This is a genomic window from Nonlabens dokdonensis, assembly GCF_002162835.1.
GTDB lineage: Bacteria > Bacteroidota > Bacteroidia > Flavobacteriales > Flavobacteriaceae > Nonlabens > Nonlabens dokdonensis_B.
On sequence record NZ_MAAX01000103.1, the window covers coordinates 1 to 15,612 of the forward strand.

A 15,612-nucleotide genomic window follows, 5' to 3' on the forward strand; every position below is an offset into this window, starting at 1 on the left:
AACTGTAGTTAAGGAGATTTTCAATCCGCATAAGGTGATTGAAGAGGAGCGAGGTGCCGCCTTTCATGAAAAAAGTGAATAAAACTCAAAAACTAATCAAGGAGGAAGTTACAGACGTATTATCGCTAAGAAATACAAAAAACCAAAAACGCGAGGAGACAAAGGCGCAAATCGCCGTCGTAAATAAAAGATTAAAAAAGCCGTTTGAAAATAGTTTCAAACGGCTTTTTTTAATTCTTATTTAGGAGTTATTACTCAATAATAGTAGTAGTGTTAGTCTTCATGGTAATTTTCATTTCTTGAGGCATCATTTCAGATTTTTCAACCGTCATTGATCCATCTAGTTGCTGCTCTGTTTTACCTTTTTTTAACCATCCAGTTTTTTTATCTAACGTATAGCTTGCTGTAAGCGGTCCTGCTAGATCAACTTTAGCTTTTAAACCCATCATATCCATTTGTGAATCTTCGGGACTTTGAATTTTTGCTTGTGCAGTAATGATATAATAATCGTCAGTAACACTTTCTAATTTATAAGTTGTAGTCGTATCAAATTGAGTTACAGAGTTGATGGTTAACTCATTTTTCCATGTGTCACCTTCTTTTACCTCGTTGTCAGGTAAAATGTTAGTGATTAAGCTGTAGTTTACCATTTGTTTTTCTGCACTCATTTGTTCTACCATAGCCGCTTCTATTTGAGCTAGTTGTAATTCTGGCATTTCAATTCCTTCTGTCATGTTCTTCAATTGTGCACTGTTATCAAAGGTCAATATCTCTCCTTTATTATTCATGGTAACTTTAATAGGATATTTGATCATGTTGCTAAAAAGCCGGTTCATAGGATTTGATTCTGCACCATCAGAATCTATTACTTGATTACCCATTGCAGTTTTAGTAGTATTTGACAAGTTGTGGATCTTGATGTCAATTTGGTAAATACCGTCAATGATATCAGTAACTATGTAATCTGATTTAGTAGTTACAGTTGTGGTAACATCTTGAGGTGCACCATTTATAACTTGAGATGACTCACTAGTCATTACTTGATTTTGTGGGTAAGTTTCACCTTTTTCTAAGTTGTAAGTGATTTGAAATTGAGCTGTTGCTATAATACTGCTGCAAAAAGCAAGAAGTAGTACTAGGTTTTTCATAAGGTTGTATTTTAGTTTAAATATAGTTATTGAAAGTATGAGAAGGTCTGTATTTAACGTTAATGTAACTTATGATAAAAGCGCAAAATTTTGAAAATCTTATTTTTGCAAAAAATTAAGAGATTGAAATCTATATTCTTTTTTATCCTTTTAGTTATTGGTTCCGCTTTCGCGAAAGCGCAATCAGTAAACACTGCATATCTATGTTTAAGCAATGGAGATGTTGTACTAGCAGATTTGAGCACCTGTAGTACAACAGTCGTAGCCACAAACAATCAATCGATGTTTGATATTGCAGAAGGCGATACAGCAGACACACTTTATGGTATTCGTAATGAAAACCTGTACTTGATCGATTTAAACACTGGAAATTTCACACTATTAGGTAGTCTTTCCATCTTAGGCTATACTGGTAATTTTAGGGTTGATTCTTTAGTAAAGGAGAGTAACGGTAACTTGTTAGGCGTTAATAAAAATGGTCAAGGAGAATTATTTAGAATAAATGTAGGTGCTCTTACGGCTACTAATCTAGGAGCAACTGGTTTTAATAGTGCTGGAGATCTAACCTTCTTTCAAGGAGATTTATACTTGAGTGCTTTAAATAGTGAACTTGTATTAGTTGACGTTAATAACCCTGCTGGATCTAGTTTTGTAGGAAGCATGGCTAGCGCCGGATTTAGCAATGTTTTTGGCGTAGTAACTATCATAACGGCAGATCCATGTGCAGCAAATCCTAATATAGAGCTAGTAGCTACAGGTGGTCGTACTACCAGATTTGTAAACGCTAGTACAGGAGCAACTACAAATAATTGTTCTAATTTAACAAGCGCTGATATTTTTGGTGCTGCTGAGGTGACTTCAGACATCATATGTTCCATTGATCTTGAAATTGAAGATTCTGATGGTAGCAGTGCGCCAGAGTATTGCTCAAATGCAAATACAACGCTTAATACGATAGTAGATCCGTCAACACCTATAGGTGTTTACAGTTATGAATGGAGTATTCAAGGACAGCCTGGAGTGGTAGGAACAAGTGCTATCTTGCCTATAAATACAAACACAACTACAACTTATAATTGTACTGTAACAGATTCTGGAAGAGCAGCACCAGATAATATTGCTGTACAAAGTATAACCGTAACTGTTTTTCCAGATCCTGTATGGAATCCTATAGGTAATATAATTGCATATCAAAATTATACCTTACCAAATATTACAGGAACAAATATCCCAAGTAATACCGCTTTTTATGATAATCCAGCTTATTCAGGGGCTCCATGGAATGTAGGAGACGTTGTAGACGAATCTATGTTTACTACAAATCCAGCAACAATTTATGTCTATGGAATTGATCAAAACGGTTGTGAGCTAGAAGAGCAGTTTATAATAGAGTTTGTGGACGTACAAGTAACTATTACACCAGGTGGAATTCAAGAAATTTGTGAAGGAGATATGGTGACGCTTACCGCGACACCTAATCCGGCCACTGCCTATGGAACGTACACCTTCAACTGGACAGATTCACAAAATACCATTTATCCTAATACGGCAACTATAAACTATACTGCAACAGTAGATACAACAGTCTCTGTTACTGTGAATGATTCTGGAATAGAAAATGGAACTGATATGGGCTTTGATATGACAGACTTTATTGTTTTAAGACCTGTTGCTTTAGCTGGTTTGACTAATCAAAATGCTATGGGAACTTATACTTTCCCACCTATATTTGGTACCGGATTAACAGGAGGCGAGCGGTACTACACGCAACCTAATGGTATGGGAACAGCTTATGATCCTGGAGATGTAGTAAGTCCGGCAGATTTCACGTCTCTACCAGTAACTTTGTATACATATGATAATAATGGAAGTTGTGATGATGAAGAGAGCTTCCTGCTTGATTTTGATACACCTATTGCCCCTACGGTAAATGTAACAAGCTCAGATAATCCAATATGCGCTGGATCTACGGTTCAACTTACCGCAACTCCTAATCCAGCAACGCCTACAGGTACCTACACTTATGAATGGCGAGAGGCAGGAACGACTGTTATTCTATCTACGTCTAATCAATTGAATACAGCACCTACTAGCTCCACTTCTTTTGAATGTACAGTGACTGATACTGGACTAGTGTCCAATAACACTGCAACCGATACGATTTCCATTACAGTGACGCCACAACCTCAAATTGATAGTATAGTAGATCAAACAGCTATTGGGACATTTACTTTCCCTACGATAATGGGGACAGATCTTACAGGCAGTGAAAGCTACTATACGCAACCTAACGGAGCAGGTGTATCCTATAATGCTGGTGACGTAGTAAGTGCTTCTGATTTTACCACTCTTCCAGTGACACTTTTCATCTATGATGCTAACAGCGATTGTGATGACGAAGAAAGCTTCTTACTTGACTTTGATACTCCTTTGCCGCTATCACTTACTCTCAGTGCACAACCAGAAGTAATTTGTGAAGGAGAAAGGACGATTGTGATAGCAAGTCCTAATCCAGCCACACCACAGGGAACATATACATATGAATGGATAGAGCAAGCTACAGGAATGGTTATTTCTACCGCAGGTACCATCGACGTGAGCCCGACCACAACCACTACTTATGAATGTACGGTAACAGATACTGGGCTTACCAGTAATAATACCACAACCGAAAGGATAACGATAACCGTTGAGGCCGCGCCACAATTAATGATTCTGCCAGATCAAAGTGTTTTCAATTCCTTTACATTTCCAGCAATTGTAGGGAATAACTTAAGTGGTAATGAGATGTACTACACCGCTGCAAATGGTCAAGGTATCGCTTATAACTCTGGAGAAACTCTTCTTTTTTCAGATAATAGTATGTATCCTCTAACTATCTATGTTTATGATGAAAACACGGCAGGATGTTCAGATCAAATAAGTTTTAACCTGACTATTGAAGAGCTAGAATTATTTGTAGTGCCTCAGTATACTACTCCTAATAACGATGGATTTAATGACTACTGGCAGATTGAGGTACTACATCCAGATGTTCAAATAGAAAACATATTCATTTTTGACCGCTATGGTAAATTGTTAAAGCAACTCTCTATAGAAGGTCCAGGATGGGACGCTACTTTTAATAACCAACCTTTACCATCTTCCAGCTATTGGTATAGTTTTGAATATGTTTTCAATGGCAACCGTTTTAAACAGAAAGGTTTTTTTGCCGTGAAGAGGTAAATTATTCTAGTAGAATTATATGATTTCGCTTTCGCGAAAGCGAGATAAACACCATTATAACATTAATTAACACTTATAAGCCCAAAAGTGGCTCAATAGTTGAAAAGTGAACCATGAAAATGTCCAAAAGTGTAACTGGACTTAACTATATTGCACACTTTAATTTAAACAGAAAATGAAAAAATTATTATTAGTATTATTTCTAGCAGCAGGAACAGCAATGGGGCAAACAGCATATGTGGCTTCTGAAGCACTTTTACAATCTATGCCAGAATATCAAACCGCTCAACAAGAAATTCAAAAATTAGCAGAATCTCTACAAGCTGATGATAAGAAGGCAGAGACTAACGCTAGAGAAAAAATGGCGATTATACAGAAGCGAGTTCAGGAATTATCAAAAACCGCTGCAGATCAAGCTGCCTTTGATAAAGAAATCAAGCCACTTGAGGAGCAAGCAAAAGCAATTGAAACTGAGTTAGTGAACAGTAAAAAAAGTGCTGAGAAAAGACTTTTAGAAATGCAACAAAAGCTTATGGGACCTATTACCTTAAAACTTAATAAAGCTATAGAGAAGGTTTCTCTAGCTAAAGGTTATAAAATGGTCATCGATATAACTGCAGTTGCGTTTGCTACAGAAGAAACTAACATAAGTAAAGATGTAGCTTTAGAATTAGGAATTCCTATCCCAGAAGAATAAAATTAAGTAAGATTTTATAATAAAAAAGGAGCTTTTAACAAGGCTCCTTTTTTTATTATAGTAAATTATCAATTTATAACGATAATGCGATATTCCATGTACCTAGTTAGATAAAATTGAACCAGGTAAAGAAATAAAATTGATGTTTATTTCTTAACTATGTCAGACGCTTCTATGGCTTTACAAGCACTCTCATAGCCTATATTAAAAATGTCTCTTAAACCTTTAAAACTAAAAAGACCATAATGGTATAATTCTGGCTCGATGAGAATATCACATTGATGAAATTTTATTTTATCTTGATGGTACTGATTAATGGCATAGGCTCTTCCGGCTACATCATAAGAATGCTTGAGTTTGCGACTTTTAAAATCTACCTTGTTTGTATAACTACCTATCTTAACATCACAATTATCTAGAAGGTCAACAGGAAAATTATTAATTACTCCACCATCTACATAGGTGTTGTTTTCTATTTCTACCGGAGTGAAAATCCCAGGAAATGCCGCGCTGGCAAGTATAGGTAAATATAATTCTCCTTCCTTAAAAATTTTTAATTCTCCAGAATTTAAATCTGTAGCAGTAACAGTAAGTGGAATGTGCAGTGATTCAAAGTTGTTCTCTGGAATAAATAAAGAAATATGGTCTGTAAAAACAGAAGAGTTTATAAAACCAGCCTGTCTGAAGGCAAATTTCTTAGGGTGAAATAGGTTAGACTTTTCAAAAAAATCAAATATCTCTTCTACACTTATACCTTTTGCAAACAAAGCTCCTACTAACGCACCAGCACTAGTACCAGTTACCTGATTTATCGTTATACCATTATCTTGCAACGCTTCAATAACACCTGCATGAGCGATACCTCTTGCGCCACCTCCTGAAAGAGCTAAGCCTATCTTCATTTATTTTTCCTCCTTAAATGGAACTTTTGGTTCTTCTTTCTTCAAAAATAAATAGTATCCATTTACCGCTAAAATCCCAACGTTAGTAATTATGATAGGTAAATTAGGTACATCAAATAAGAAACCATAGACTATAAATAAAGCACAGCCTACTGAATTTACAGTTCTCAAGGTGTTGATACTTTTCATAAAAAATGATAGCAATACTATAAAACTAGCTGCATATCCTACAAGATCTAACGTTTCTGTACCGAATTCCATATGTGTGATTTATAATCTGCAATATTACCGTTTATTAATTAATTACTTAAAAAATCCTAGCTCATAATCTCTTGAGGTAATAGGTTGTTTATGTTGATTTCGCTTAAAGCGAAAACTAAAGTGCTATCAAATTGCGAGTTAAAATCATGCATATTATTGTTGACGTAGAAATCGTAAAACTGGCACATAAAATTTTAATCTTTTAATATCAATGTAGCAAGACCAGATGACTGTCTTTTAATGATTAAATTTGTTTTTTATTCATAGTTCATAATCGTATTACAGGCAATGTCAGATTTCTACTTTTATCCCTACATAAAATCATTACACCTCATTTTTGTAGTCACGTGGTTTGCAGGATTATTTTATATCCCAAGATTATTTGTGTATCAAATTGAAGCGCATTCTAAAGCAGAACCTGAAAAATCTATCTTACTGAAACAGCTTAAAGTCATGACTAGTAGATTGTGGTATATCATTACCTGGCCTAGTGCAGTTCTTGCAACGCTGTTTGCCATATGGTTGCTTATTTTAAATCCGTCATGGCTAGAAGCATCCTGGATGCATGTAAAATTAGGCTTTGTAGGTTTATTATACGTATATCAGGTTAAAACCCAGCTTATTTTCAAAGAATTAGAAAATAATATTGTTAAATGGACTTCAAATGGCATGCGCATTTATAATGAAGGTGCTACACTTATTTTATTTGCGGTTGTTTTTTTAGTGATTCTTAAGAGTGCTATTAATTGGGTTTATGGACTTGTCGGCCTTATAGTATTTGCTATTATCTTAATGTTGTTATTCAAGCTATATAAAAGGGTAAGAGAAAAGAGTAAGGAGTAAGGAGTGATTATGATAATAACATTGCCACAGCCATTATTATCATAATAGCGTTTTCTATAAAAGTAGCTTCTGTCATGGGTAATTTGAGTGCTGTTCCTAAACAAGCACATTGAATAGATTTTTTATCAAGTAATGTTTTAGTAACTCCTATGGTCGTGATTCCCAAAATCACAAGAGTAGCAATTAACGCAATTTCTATTTCAAAACGCATCAAAAACATCAACCCTAGAGCCGTCTCGAGAAAAGGATACAGCCATCCATAAATAGGTAAAACCTTAGCCAGCGGATCGTACATTCTGAACGATTCGGGAAAACCTTTTAAATCCAGCATTTTAAAAAAGCTGAATACGATGTAGAACATTCCCATAAAATCCAGCATGGCTTCGTCCCAAGATTCACGCTGGTAGTTCAATAAAATGGTAGCGACAGTAATGTAACCTAGTATTAAAAATAGTGGCTTAAGTTGTTCTAGCTTAGATTTTGTAGGTTCCGCTTTCGCGAAAGCGGAATTATCAAAAACATTTTTCTTTTCTTGAATAATATATTTTTCTGGTAGTGCTTTTTGAAAAGTATCTAATGCGATATGAGAGTTCATAGAAATCACCGCTTGCTCGTTTTCTAAGCTAACTGTTGCTTTTTGAACATCTGCAACGGCTTGAAGTCTTTTTTCTACATCAGCGCGGCAACCGTTACATGTCATTCCAGAGATCTTGTACGTATGTTCCATTACTATTTAGGTAAATAAAGTTCTAATTCAATTGTCGATTGATCATCACTCAAAACCTCATCTACGTGACCGGCGAGTCCACCTTTATACTCGGTTTTAAAATGCATGTGTAGAAAAGTAGTATGATGCGTGAAAATAGCTTTATGCTTCTCTGAGTAGAAGCCTATGATTTCTACTTCTTCATTCTGGAATGCGCCATGTGGTCCAGATTCCTGGTGTTTTTTATGGGTATGCTCCATATCACCATCTTTCCAATTTATCACATGCCATTTTAACATAGATGGTTTTCCCTTGATCAAAAAAGGAAAGGGCTTGTCCACATTAACGCCTCTCTTAATAGCGGCCTCTTTTATTTGTTTCTCCAGACGTGCATTAGTGGTGAAGCTAGTTAAAGGTATCGCCTCGCTCCATTCGGGCACTTCGGCATAAACTAGTAAAGCGGCGTTATGATCAAAGCTAGATGTTATTTTTATGTCGTTAGAGACATTCATTTTACTGATATATGCTGCGCTGTTAAAGATTTGAATTTCTCCTTTGAGATTTTCTAATGCGCCTAAAGCATACAGGTTTTCCTTTTGTGCTAGTGAGTCTAAAGAAATACTAGTCTTAAGGTTTCCTGACATTAAGTTTCTTAAAGCACCATAATGTTGTACCTCAATCTCTTTATCCATATTAGATTTACAGGATAGAAGCAGGATGCAGGAAAGTAAAATAATGGTTAGATGTAATTTCATATAATTAAGTATTTAATAATTAAACCTCCTAGAAGCCAGAAGTAACAAATAAAAGCAGCATACTTCATTACTCTTTCTAAAAGTTTGCTTTTAGGAGCCATCTCATTCATTTCATGTTCTACATCTTTTCTTTTGAAAAATCCTAAATAAATTAAATAGCTAGTAATCAATAAAAATGTAATATTTAAATAGAAAGTGTAATCTAGTTTAAAATATTCACTGTCTTTAATTTTTACTTGCGATGGATCTGGTATCAAAGAAAGCAAATCAAAACTATAATGCAAGATAAGCGAGGTTCCTATTAGGGCAGTAAATAATAAAAAAAGAATAAATAATGACATTTTCCAGCCGTAGTATTTTGCATTAATCCTTAGTACAGGAAATACAACTAAGTCGCTAAAAATGAAAGCCATCACTCCAGCAAAACTAACTCCTTTACCGAATAGCAAAGCCGCAAGTGGAATATTACCCATAGAACCTATAAAGGTCAAGAATGCGGCAATAGGACCAATAACAACGTGCTGTAATATTTCCCAAAACGTAAAGTCAGTAGTTCCTTGACCACTATTAATAAAAAGTGTTTGAAAAAATGAATCTGGTATAAAGGAGGCAACAATTCCTGCTATGGTAAATCCTACGGTTACATCCTTCCATACCATTTGCCATTCCATTTTATACTTTTTTGCAACCTTTGCCCAGCTTTGTTCTTTTACAATCTCTCGTTTCCAGTTCTTTGAGCTGCTGCTATTATTCCCATTATCTTTTTCTAAATTTTCACGAGCATTTTCAACCAACTTCTTAGGTTGCAAAATTTTTATAAGTACCCAACAAATTAAGATTAATAATATACCACCTATATATTCTCCTACAACAAACTGCCAGCCTAAAAATATGGAGATTATAATTCCTAGTTCAATAACAAGATTTGTTGATGCGAGTAAAAAAGCGATGGAGCTTATGAAGCTAGCACCTTTTTTAAAAATAGATTTAGTAGATGCTAAAGCAGAGAAACTACAGGAGCTACTTATAAATCCAAAAAATGTTCCTAATAAAACCCCTTTTCCTTCAGAGCCACCCATGGTTTTTTGCATGCGTTCTTGCGTTACAAAAATTTGAATCATACTACTCAAGATGTAACCAAGTATAAAAGCCCATAATGCCATCCAGAAAAACCCTATAGAAGTATAGGCTGCTTCAGACCAGGTTTTTAGGAATTCGTTCATATCTATTATAACCTTTAATGATTATGATTTTCGTGCTCAGGATCTTCTGACTTGCTTTTTTCTTTTATTAGCTTATCGCCTAATTTGAAAATTACAAGTTCGCCCTTACGATAATTTGTAATTAACAACTGTTGATCTAATACAATAACATCAGTAGGTTTATCGATATTCGTTTTTAAAATTTGTTTTACTGTATAGTCTTTACCAAAAACGAGAACACGATTATTTTCAAAGTCAGTTAAGAATATCTCATTATCAGAGACATAAATACCTGTCGCTGCGTTAAAGTTTTCATCTTTTCCAAACTGAGCTAAAAAACGACCAGTTTTATCAAAAACTTGTCCTCGATTGTTATAAGCATCTGCAACAAAAATATTATCAACTGTGATTTGTACATCTGTAGGATAATAAAAATCACCTGCCGCTTTTCCTTCTTTACCAAAACTTATCCATTCAGAACCGTTATAATATAGAATTCTATTGTTGTAGAAATCGGCAATAGCAATTTCATTATCGTATACACTTATTCCCGCGGGAGCGTCGAGCGAGTCATTTATGATAAGATAATCACGTTTATTATCTCTCATAATAGCAATGGAATCGCGTCCATACTCTGGAATAAAAAGTGCTCTTTCTTTAAGAATTGAGGTAGAGATCTTGTCCGTTATCTCCATATCTGCCTCGCCAAAATCAATATGCATAGGTCGTTCAAAATTTTCCATAGAAAATAGAATCTCGCCATCTAGATCTACTTTAACGATGCGATTGTGATCGCCATCACTTAAGAAAATATCATTACCATCAAGCGCAACGCCTATGGGATTAACTCCATCAAGTTCAACTACTTTTTCAAATTGCCATTCTTGTGGCATAGTCTCTTTTTCTTCACAAGAAATGATCCCGATTACTATCGGGATCAAGTATAAAAACTTTTTCATTATTTAGTTCTTTTATAGTGACAACATGCTGGTAAGGCATCATAAGTAGCACCGTCAGATTTAACAGTTTTAGTATCGTGTCCAGCATTTGCTACTGCATTTGCTACTGCTTTTTTAGTCGTTAAACTTGTATCATGTTCTAGAGTAAGCATACCAGTTTTCACGTCCCATGTTGCACTTGCTACTCCTGGTAAATCACTTACTGTTTTCTCGATACGTGCTTTACACATACCACATTTACCGTTCACATAAAGTTCTGAATTCGTTAGATTTCCTTGTTTTATAGCAACGGTTTCTTTAGCGTTAGTCTCCACGGCACCATTTGCTCTTGTTATTGTAGCAAGATTAGGCGTGTAACCTGCTTTTTTAACTTGTTCAACAACTGCGTCCATAGTTAAGTTTTTACTCGCAGGATAGCTGAATGAAAAATCTCCAGTCTCAATTTCGATTTTCACGTCTTTGATTCCTTTAAATTCTTTAAACTTTTTTTCTAATCCGTAGGCACAAAATGGACAGCCTAAACCATCTACTTGCACTTCAAATTGATCCCTGTCTTTTTTGGTCTGTGCATCCGCTTTCGCGAAAGCGAATAATCCAAAAATTATTGTAGCTATGAATATTGTATTTTTCATGTTATGTATTTTAATATTTTGTTTGTTGCTATTCAAAGTATGTACTAAGTATAGCTTTGCTTTTTTGATTTTACTTTTAAAAAGTATATCGTGTTCCTAAAAACAGCGAGTAATTAAACTTTCTATTGTCTGGCATGTCCTGTACTAATGGCAATTGTAATGCCAAATCGAAAGTAATGTTCTTACGAGCATATTGAATTCCTTGTGCATACATGAGTTGATACCAGTCACGTTCATGCAGCCAGGAACTAGTGTATTCAAAGTAAAGATTCAATTGATTGTTAGGATACACAGGTTTTAATAATGGAAGACCGAAACCTAGTTTGGTACGGAATTCATCTAATGTTCCATCAGGCATAGAATTGTAACCTATTTCACTAGATATTCCATATTTGAGAGTTTCCAGTCCAGCTACTACACCATAGTAACCAGAATATTTTCCAGTACTTAACTCCATAAGGTCTAGTTCTTCTCCTGTAGGTAAGGTTTGCAAAGTTTTTGCCACCATACGAAAGGTTTTTCCCATTCCATCCTTGCGGTAGAATTGGTATTTCCCCATGATTTTCATATCTGCAAATGAGCTTCCGCTGGCGTCTGCAAGGTCATAATTGATATAAGGTAAATGAATTGCTACCAGACTGTTAGAAGTAGGTAAATAATGCAGCATAACTGGAGCATAAACAGCTGTTCCACGTTCTGTGTTTCTGATTTCAGTTAATGTTTTCATTGTGAAGCTTCCGCCTCCTAGCATGATAGGTTTATCTGCTGTTATGGGTGGTCCTTGAGAGTACACTTTCGCGAAAGCGATAACCATCAAAGAAACCATTATAATATGTTTCATGATAAATTTAAATAAAGTTATGTAATACTGATAGCTGTGTCTAATAACACTGCAACTAATAAGAATGAAAGTAGAACTCTATCTAAATAAGAAAAGACTGGTGCAATACTGGTATGTCCCGTATGACCAGAGGTGGCGAGTAAGCATTGTATGATGGGTCCTCTAAATAATCGCCAGTAAATAGAGAGACATAAGAATAAGTAAAGGCAATTAAAAATTGTTGTTGATCGATATCAAAATTAGAAAGAGACAGTTTTAAATCTTCCTGACCTTTTACTAATTCTACGATATGTCATTACAACAACTTTTTTCAATGGATATTTTACAGAGATCTTTAGCATTATTTGTTTCCATACCACATCCATGAGAAGGAACGATAACAGAAACGTCTTTTAAAAACGGCCCGCAAAAATGTTTGTGCACACTAAAAGATAGGGTAGAGCATAGCACAATTACTGCCATGATCGTAATTCCTATATTTTTCAATGCCTTAAACATATCGCAAAGATAAGAAACAGTTAGCACTTCATGTTTTTAAGGATAAAACCTTAACATTAAATAGCAATCACAAATTTTAATCCACTTCTTCATTAGAGCCTAAATCTGGTCGATCTTCATAGAAATCTTTGAAGGTTTTATCTGTGGTGTAGTCGTCTTTTAGGACTTTGTAGACGGTCACTATTAGGAGTGCTTGTCCTGCAACAGTTAGATAAAACACCCAACTGAAGGATAGATTCATCGTTGTAAAAATAGTTACAGTAATCAATATTAAAGTGGTCATTGCAAGCCACTGCATGGCTGTAATTTTCATGAGAACTAATTTTGTTTATAAATATACTTAAAAAGTTAAACAAAAATATTAATGAAATCACAATATCGATTACCTTAGAACCATGGCATTACACGCTTGAACAGTCTGTGAAGGAAGGAATGGTTAAATTATAATCGAGCAATAAGTCTTAGGTTAAAAACTCGTGGTGTTAAACGCACAGGAACTGCATATTGAGCACTAGAAGCTACGTCCCTTACCCAGAGATTTGAAATTTGATTTTGACGATCAAAGATGTTGAAAATTTGAGCTCCTATGGACAACTCTTCAAAATTTTCTAGCCAGCTGCCTGCTCTTGCTTTCTTCTTATCGTCCACAAGTACATACTGAATACCTAGGTCTGACCTGAAATAGTCTGATAATCTAAACTGAAAATCATAAGGATCTGCATAGCTAGGAGAGCCACCAGGCAATCCAGAGCTGTAAACCATATTGATGTAAGCTTTTAAATTAGGAATATTAGGAACATAATCCTGAAACAAGAAAGCAACTTTTAATCGTTGATCTGTAGGTCGTGCTATAAAACCACGGCCATCAAGATTCTCTTCTGTTCTTAAATAACCTAGAGAGATCCAGCTTTCTGTTCCCTTTATAAATTCTCCTGCCAGTCTCACGTCTAGTCCATAGGCATAGGCCTCAGCATTATTATTTGCTCGATACCTAATTCTTACGTTTTCTAAGGTATAGGTATTCACATCAGTCAGGTTTTTATAGTAAGCTTCACTAGTAAGTTTAAAAGGCCTTTTTTCACCATCTTTCGTGGTCCAGTTAAAACTCCAGTCGTTACCTAGCACAAAATGAACTGATTTCTGTGCCTTGACATCTGGTATAACCGTTCCTTGCTGGTTTCTCAACTCACGATAAAGTGGTGGCTGATAGTACAGTCCTGTAGAGAATCTAAAGAGCATGTTAGTGTTCTTCCAGTAAGGCTTTATCGCCACCTGTCCACGTGGTGAAAACACCGTTTGTGTGGTGCTTTGAATATCTTTTCCATTTACATTCCACGTGTGAGAACGCACACCTGCATTCCAGTACACTTCTTGATCACCTAAATAGCCACGACTGCTGTATTGTGCAAAAGCTTGCAGTCTTGTTACTTGAACATCATTGTCTGCTCTAGCAGATTCAAAGGATTCTAAAGGAGCGACATAAGAAAAATAAGGCTGATCATTTGCCGGAACAGATGGTGGTCTTACATTAAAACCTGCACTATCAATAACAGTATATTCTCTCAAGCGATCTCGTATATCTTCTGAGTTAAACTTGATGCCCCAGTCTAACTGATCGTTTTCTTTTTTGTCTTGATTTAATTCTAAAGTTCCTTTGTGTTCTAGACTTACAATTAGTGCATCTAGATCATTACGACCATGATCTAACTCACTTCCTATTCCACGAGTAAAATCAACTTCTCCCAGGTCATCACCACCTATATTTGTGTTAGGTCGTCCTATTCTGTAACGTCCTAATATATCAAAATGCTCCTGCTCTTTAGTATGGTAAACGCTTGAAATAAATCTCAAATTCAATGATTCATTCACATCGTAGCTTGCTTTTACAGCTCCAAAGTAGGTTTCATATTGATCGTCCTCTCCGCCATCGTAGTTAATAATTAATGCCTGTGCATCATCTACGGTACCAAAGTTAGTTTGTGAGGTAAGTGGTTCAAATTCGTAACTGTTGATAGCAATATTTCCTAAGAAACTCAATTCAAATTTTGGGCTTACTTCGTAGGTTAAATAGGTTTGAGCATCCACAAATACTGGTCTTGTGATTGCCTCAGTTTTTCTTGAATTAACAAATAAACTATTGTTTCTGTATCGCACACCTAGTATTCCTGTTGCCGCTTTCGCGAAAGCGGTACCTTCTACAAATGCGTTAACACCTAAAAAGCTTGCGTCTACTCCTGCGCCAAATTCTGTAGGGCGGCGGTAATTGATATCTAAAACAGAGCTCAATTTATCTCCATATTTAGATTGAAATCCACCAGCGCTGAAATCAACACTACGTACCAAGTCTGAATTAACAATGCTCAATCCTTCCTGCTGACCGCTGCGTATGAGAAATGGTCTATACACTTCAATTTCATTGATGTAAACTAAATTTTCATCAAAATTCCCACCGCGTACTGTGTATTGAGTGCTCAGTTCATTATTAGAAGAAACGCCAGGAAGTGATTTTAATAAATTCTCAACTCCAGGTTGCACACCAGGAATTCTCCTTACCACCTCGGGATTAACGTTAGTAATACCAGCAAACTCTCTGGTTTTAGTGTTGCTTATGTAAACTTCTACTATTTGTTCAATTTCCGTACTTAAGATTGGATTGAATTCAAAAATAGCTTTACCATCTAACTCAAAGTTTTGTCTCGCTGTTTTATAAGAAATGGAACTAAATACTACGGTTATCTTTTGATTTGCCGGAACTATTAATTTGTAAAAGCCAGTATCATTTGTTGCGGTTCCTATGGTAGTTCCAGCTACTTTTATACTTACGTTTGCTATAGGTAGATTATTTTCATTTAAAACAATTCCTTGTATAACAGCGTTTTGTGCGCTCAAAAAACCAGTTGTAAATAACGCGATGAAAAGTAAGAAGTTCTTCAAATTGTAGTA

General features: G+C 35.5%; 15 protein-coding genes and 1 pseudogene. 4 read left to right on the top strand and 12 right to left on the bottom strand.

The window, feature by feature from the left end:
• Positions 1-187: pseudogene (locus A9Q93_RS06385) on the top strand (ATP-dependent helicase); the annotation flags it as partial.
• A gap of 64 nt (positions 188-251) precedes the next feature.
• Here A9Q93_RS06385 and A9Q93_RS06390 read toward each other — a convergent pair.
• Entirely contained in the window at positions 252-1,148 is an 897-nt protein-coding gene (locus A9Q93_RS06390; protein WP_303686549.1) for a DUF6263 family protein, read from the bottom strand.
• A gap of 123 nt (positions 1,149-1,271) precedes the next feature.
• Between A9Q93_RS06390 and A9Q93_RS06395 the strand changes: the two genes are divergently transcribed.
• Positions 1,272-4,373, top strand: a complete 3,102-nt coding sequence (locus tag A9Q93_RS06395) for a T9SS type B sorting domain-containing protein (protein WP_303686550.1) — start codon at positions 1,272-1,274, stop codon at positions 4,371-4,373.
• Positions 4,374-4,548: 175 nt separating this feature from the next.
• Positions 4,549-5,070 carry an OmpH family outer membrane protein gene (locus A9Q93_RS06400; RefSeq protein ID WP_303686551.1) on the top strand — a complete coding sequence of 174 codons (522 nt, stop codon included), beginning with the start codon at positions 4,549-4,551 and terminating at the stop codon, positions 5,068-5,070.
• A gap of 146 nt (positions 5,071-5,216) precedes the next feature.
• On the opposite strand, the gene A9Q93_RS06405 is transcribed toward A9Q93_RS06400, so the two are convergent.
• Both A9Q93_RS06405 and A9Q93_RS06410 read right to left on the bottom strand, forming a co-directional pair.
• Positions 5,217-5,972, bottom strand: coding sequence for a patatin-like phospholipase family protein (locus A9Q93_RS06405; protein WP_303686552.1), 756 nt, complete (start codon positions 5,970-5,972; stop codon positions 5,217-5,219).
• Entirely contained in the window at positions 5,973-6,233 is a 261-nt protein-coding gene (locus A9Q93_RS06410) for a uroporphyrinogen decarboxylase (protein ID WP_303686553.1), read from the bottom strand. It abuts the gene before it with no gap.
• Between the two features lie 288 nt (positions 6,234-6,521).
• On the opposite strand from A9Q93_RS06410, the gene A9Q93_RS06415 reads away from it, so the two are divergent.
• Positions 6,522-7,076: a CopD family protein gene (locus tag A9Q93_RS06415; protein ID WP_303686554.1), complete on the top strand. Its 555-nt coding sequence runs from the start codon at positions 6,522-6,524 to the stop codon at positions 7,074-7,076.
• A 7-nt stretch (positions 7,077-7,083) separates the two neighbouring features.
• Here A9Q93_RS06415 and A9Q93_RS06420 read toward each other — a convergent pair whose 3' ends face one another.
• From A9Q93_RS06420 to A9Q93_RS06460, 9 genes are all read right to left on the bottom strand, one after another.
• Positions 7,084-7,803 carry a heavy metal-associated domain-containing protein gene (locus tag A9Q93_RS06420; protein ID WP_303686555.1) on the bottom strand — a complete coding sequence of 240 codons (720 nt, stop codon included), beginning with the start codon at positions 7,801-7,803 and terminating at the stop codon, positions 7,084-7,086.
• A gap of 2 nt (positions 7,804-7,805) precedes the next feature.
• On the bottom strand, positions 7,806-8,537 hold the full coding sequence (locus tag A9Q93_RS06425; RefSeq protein ID WP_303686556.1) for an acetolactate decarboxylase: 732 nt from the start codon (positions 8,535-8,537) through the stop codon (positions 7,806-7,808).
• Positions 8,534-9,760, bottom strand: a complete 1,227-nt coding sequence (locus A9Q93_RS06430) for a permease (RefSeq protein WP_303686557.1) — start codon at positions 9,758-9,760, stop codon at positions 8,534-8,536. Before A9Q93_RS06430 ends, A9Q93_RS06425 begins: the two co-directional genes overlap by 4 nt.
• 14 nt (positions 9,761-9,774) lie before the next feature.
• Complete coding sequence (locus A9Q93_RS06435; RefSeq protein ID WP_303686558.1) at positions 9,775-10,698, bottom strand: NHL repeat-containing protein; 924 nt, start codon at positions 10,696-10,698, stop codon at positions 9,775-9,777.
• Entirely contained in the window at positions 10,698-11,330 is a 633-nt protein-coding gene (locus A9Q93_RS06440; RefSeq protein WP_303686559.1) for a heavy-metal-associated domain-containing protein, read from the bottom strand. Before A9Q93_RS06440 ends, A9Q93_RS06435 begins: the two co-directional genes overlap by 1 nt.
• 76 nt (positions 11,331-11,406) lie before the next feature.
• The gene (locus A9Q93_RS06445) at positions 11,407-12,171 is read right to left on the bottom strand and encodes a hypothetical protein (protein ID WP_303686560.1); all 765 of its coding nucleotides are present in this window, start codon (positions 12,169-12,171) and stop codon (positions 11,407-11,409) included.
• Between the two features lie 282 nt (positions 12,172-12,453).
• Entirely contained in the window at positions 12,454-12,669 is a 216-nt protein-coding gene (locus A9Q93_RS06450; protein WP_303686561.1) for a hypothetical protein, read from the bottom strand.
• A 76-nt stretch (positions 12,670-12,745) separates the two neighbouring features.
• Entirely contained in the window at positions 12,746-12,982 is a 237-nt protein-coding gene (locus tag A9Q93_RS06455; RefSeq protein ID WP_303686562.1) for a hypothetical protein, read from the bottom strand.
• 128 nt (positions 12,983-13,110) lie between these two features.
• Entirely contained in the window at positions 13,111-15,558 is a 2,448-nt protein-coding gene (locus tag A9Q93_RS06460; RefSeq protein WP_303686563.1) for a TonB-dependent receptor, read from the bottom strand.
• Between the last annotated feature and the right edge of the window lie 54 nt (positions 15,559-15,612).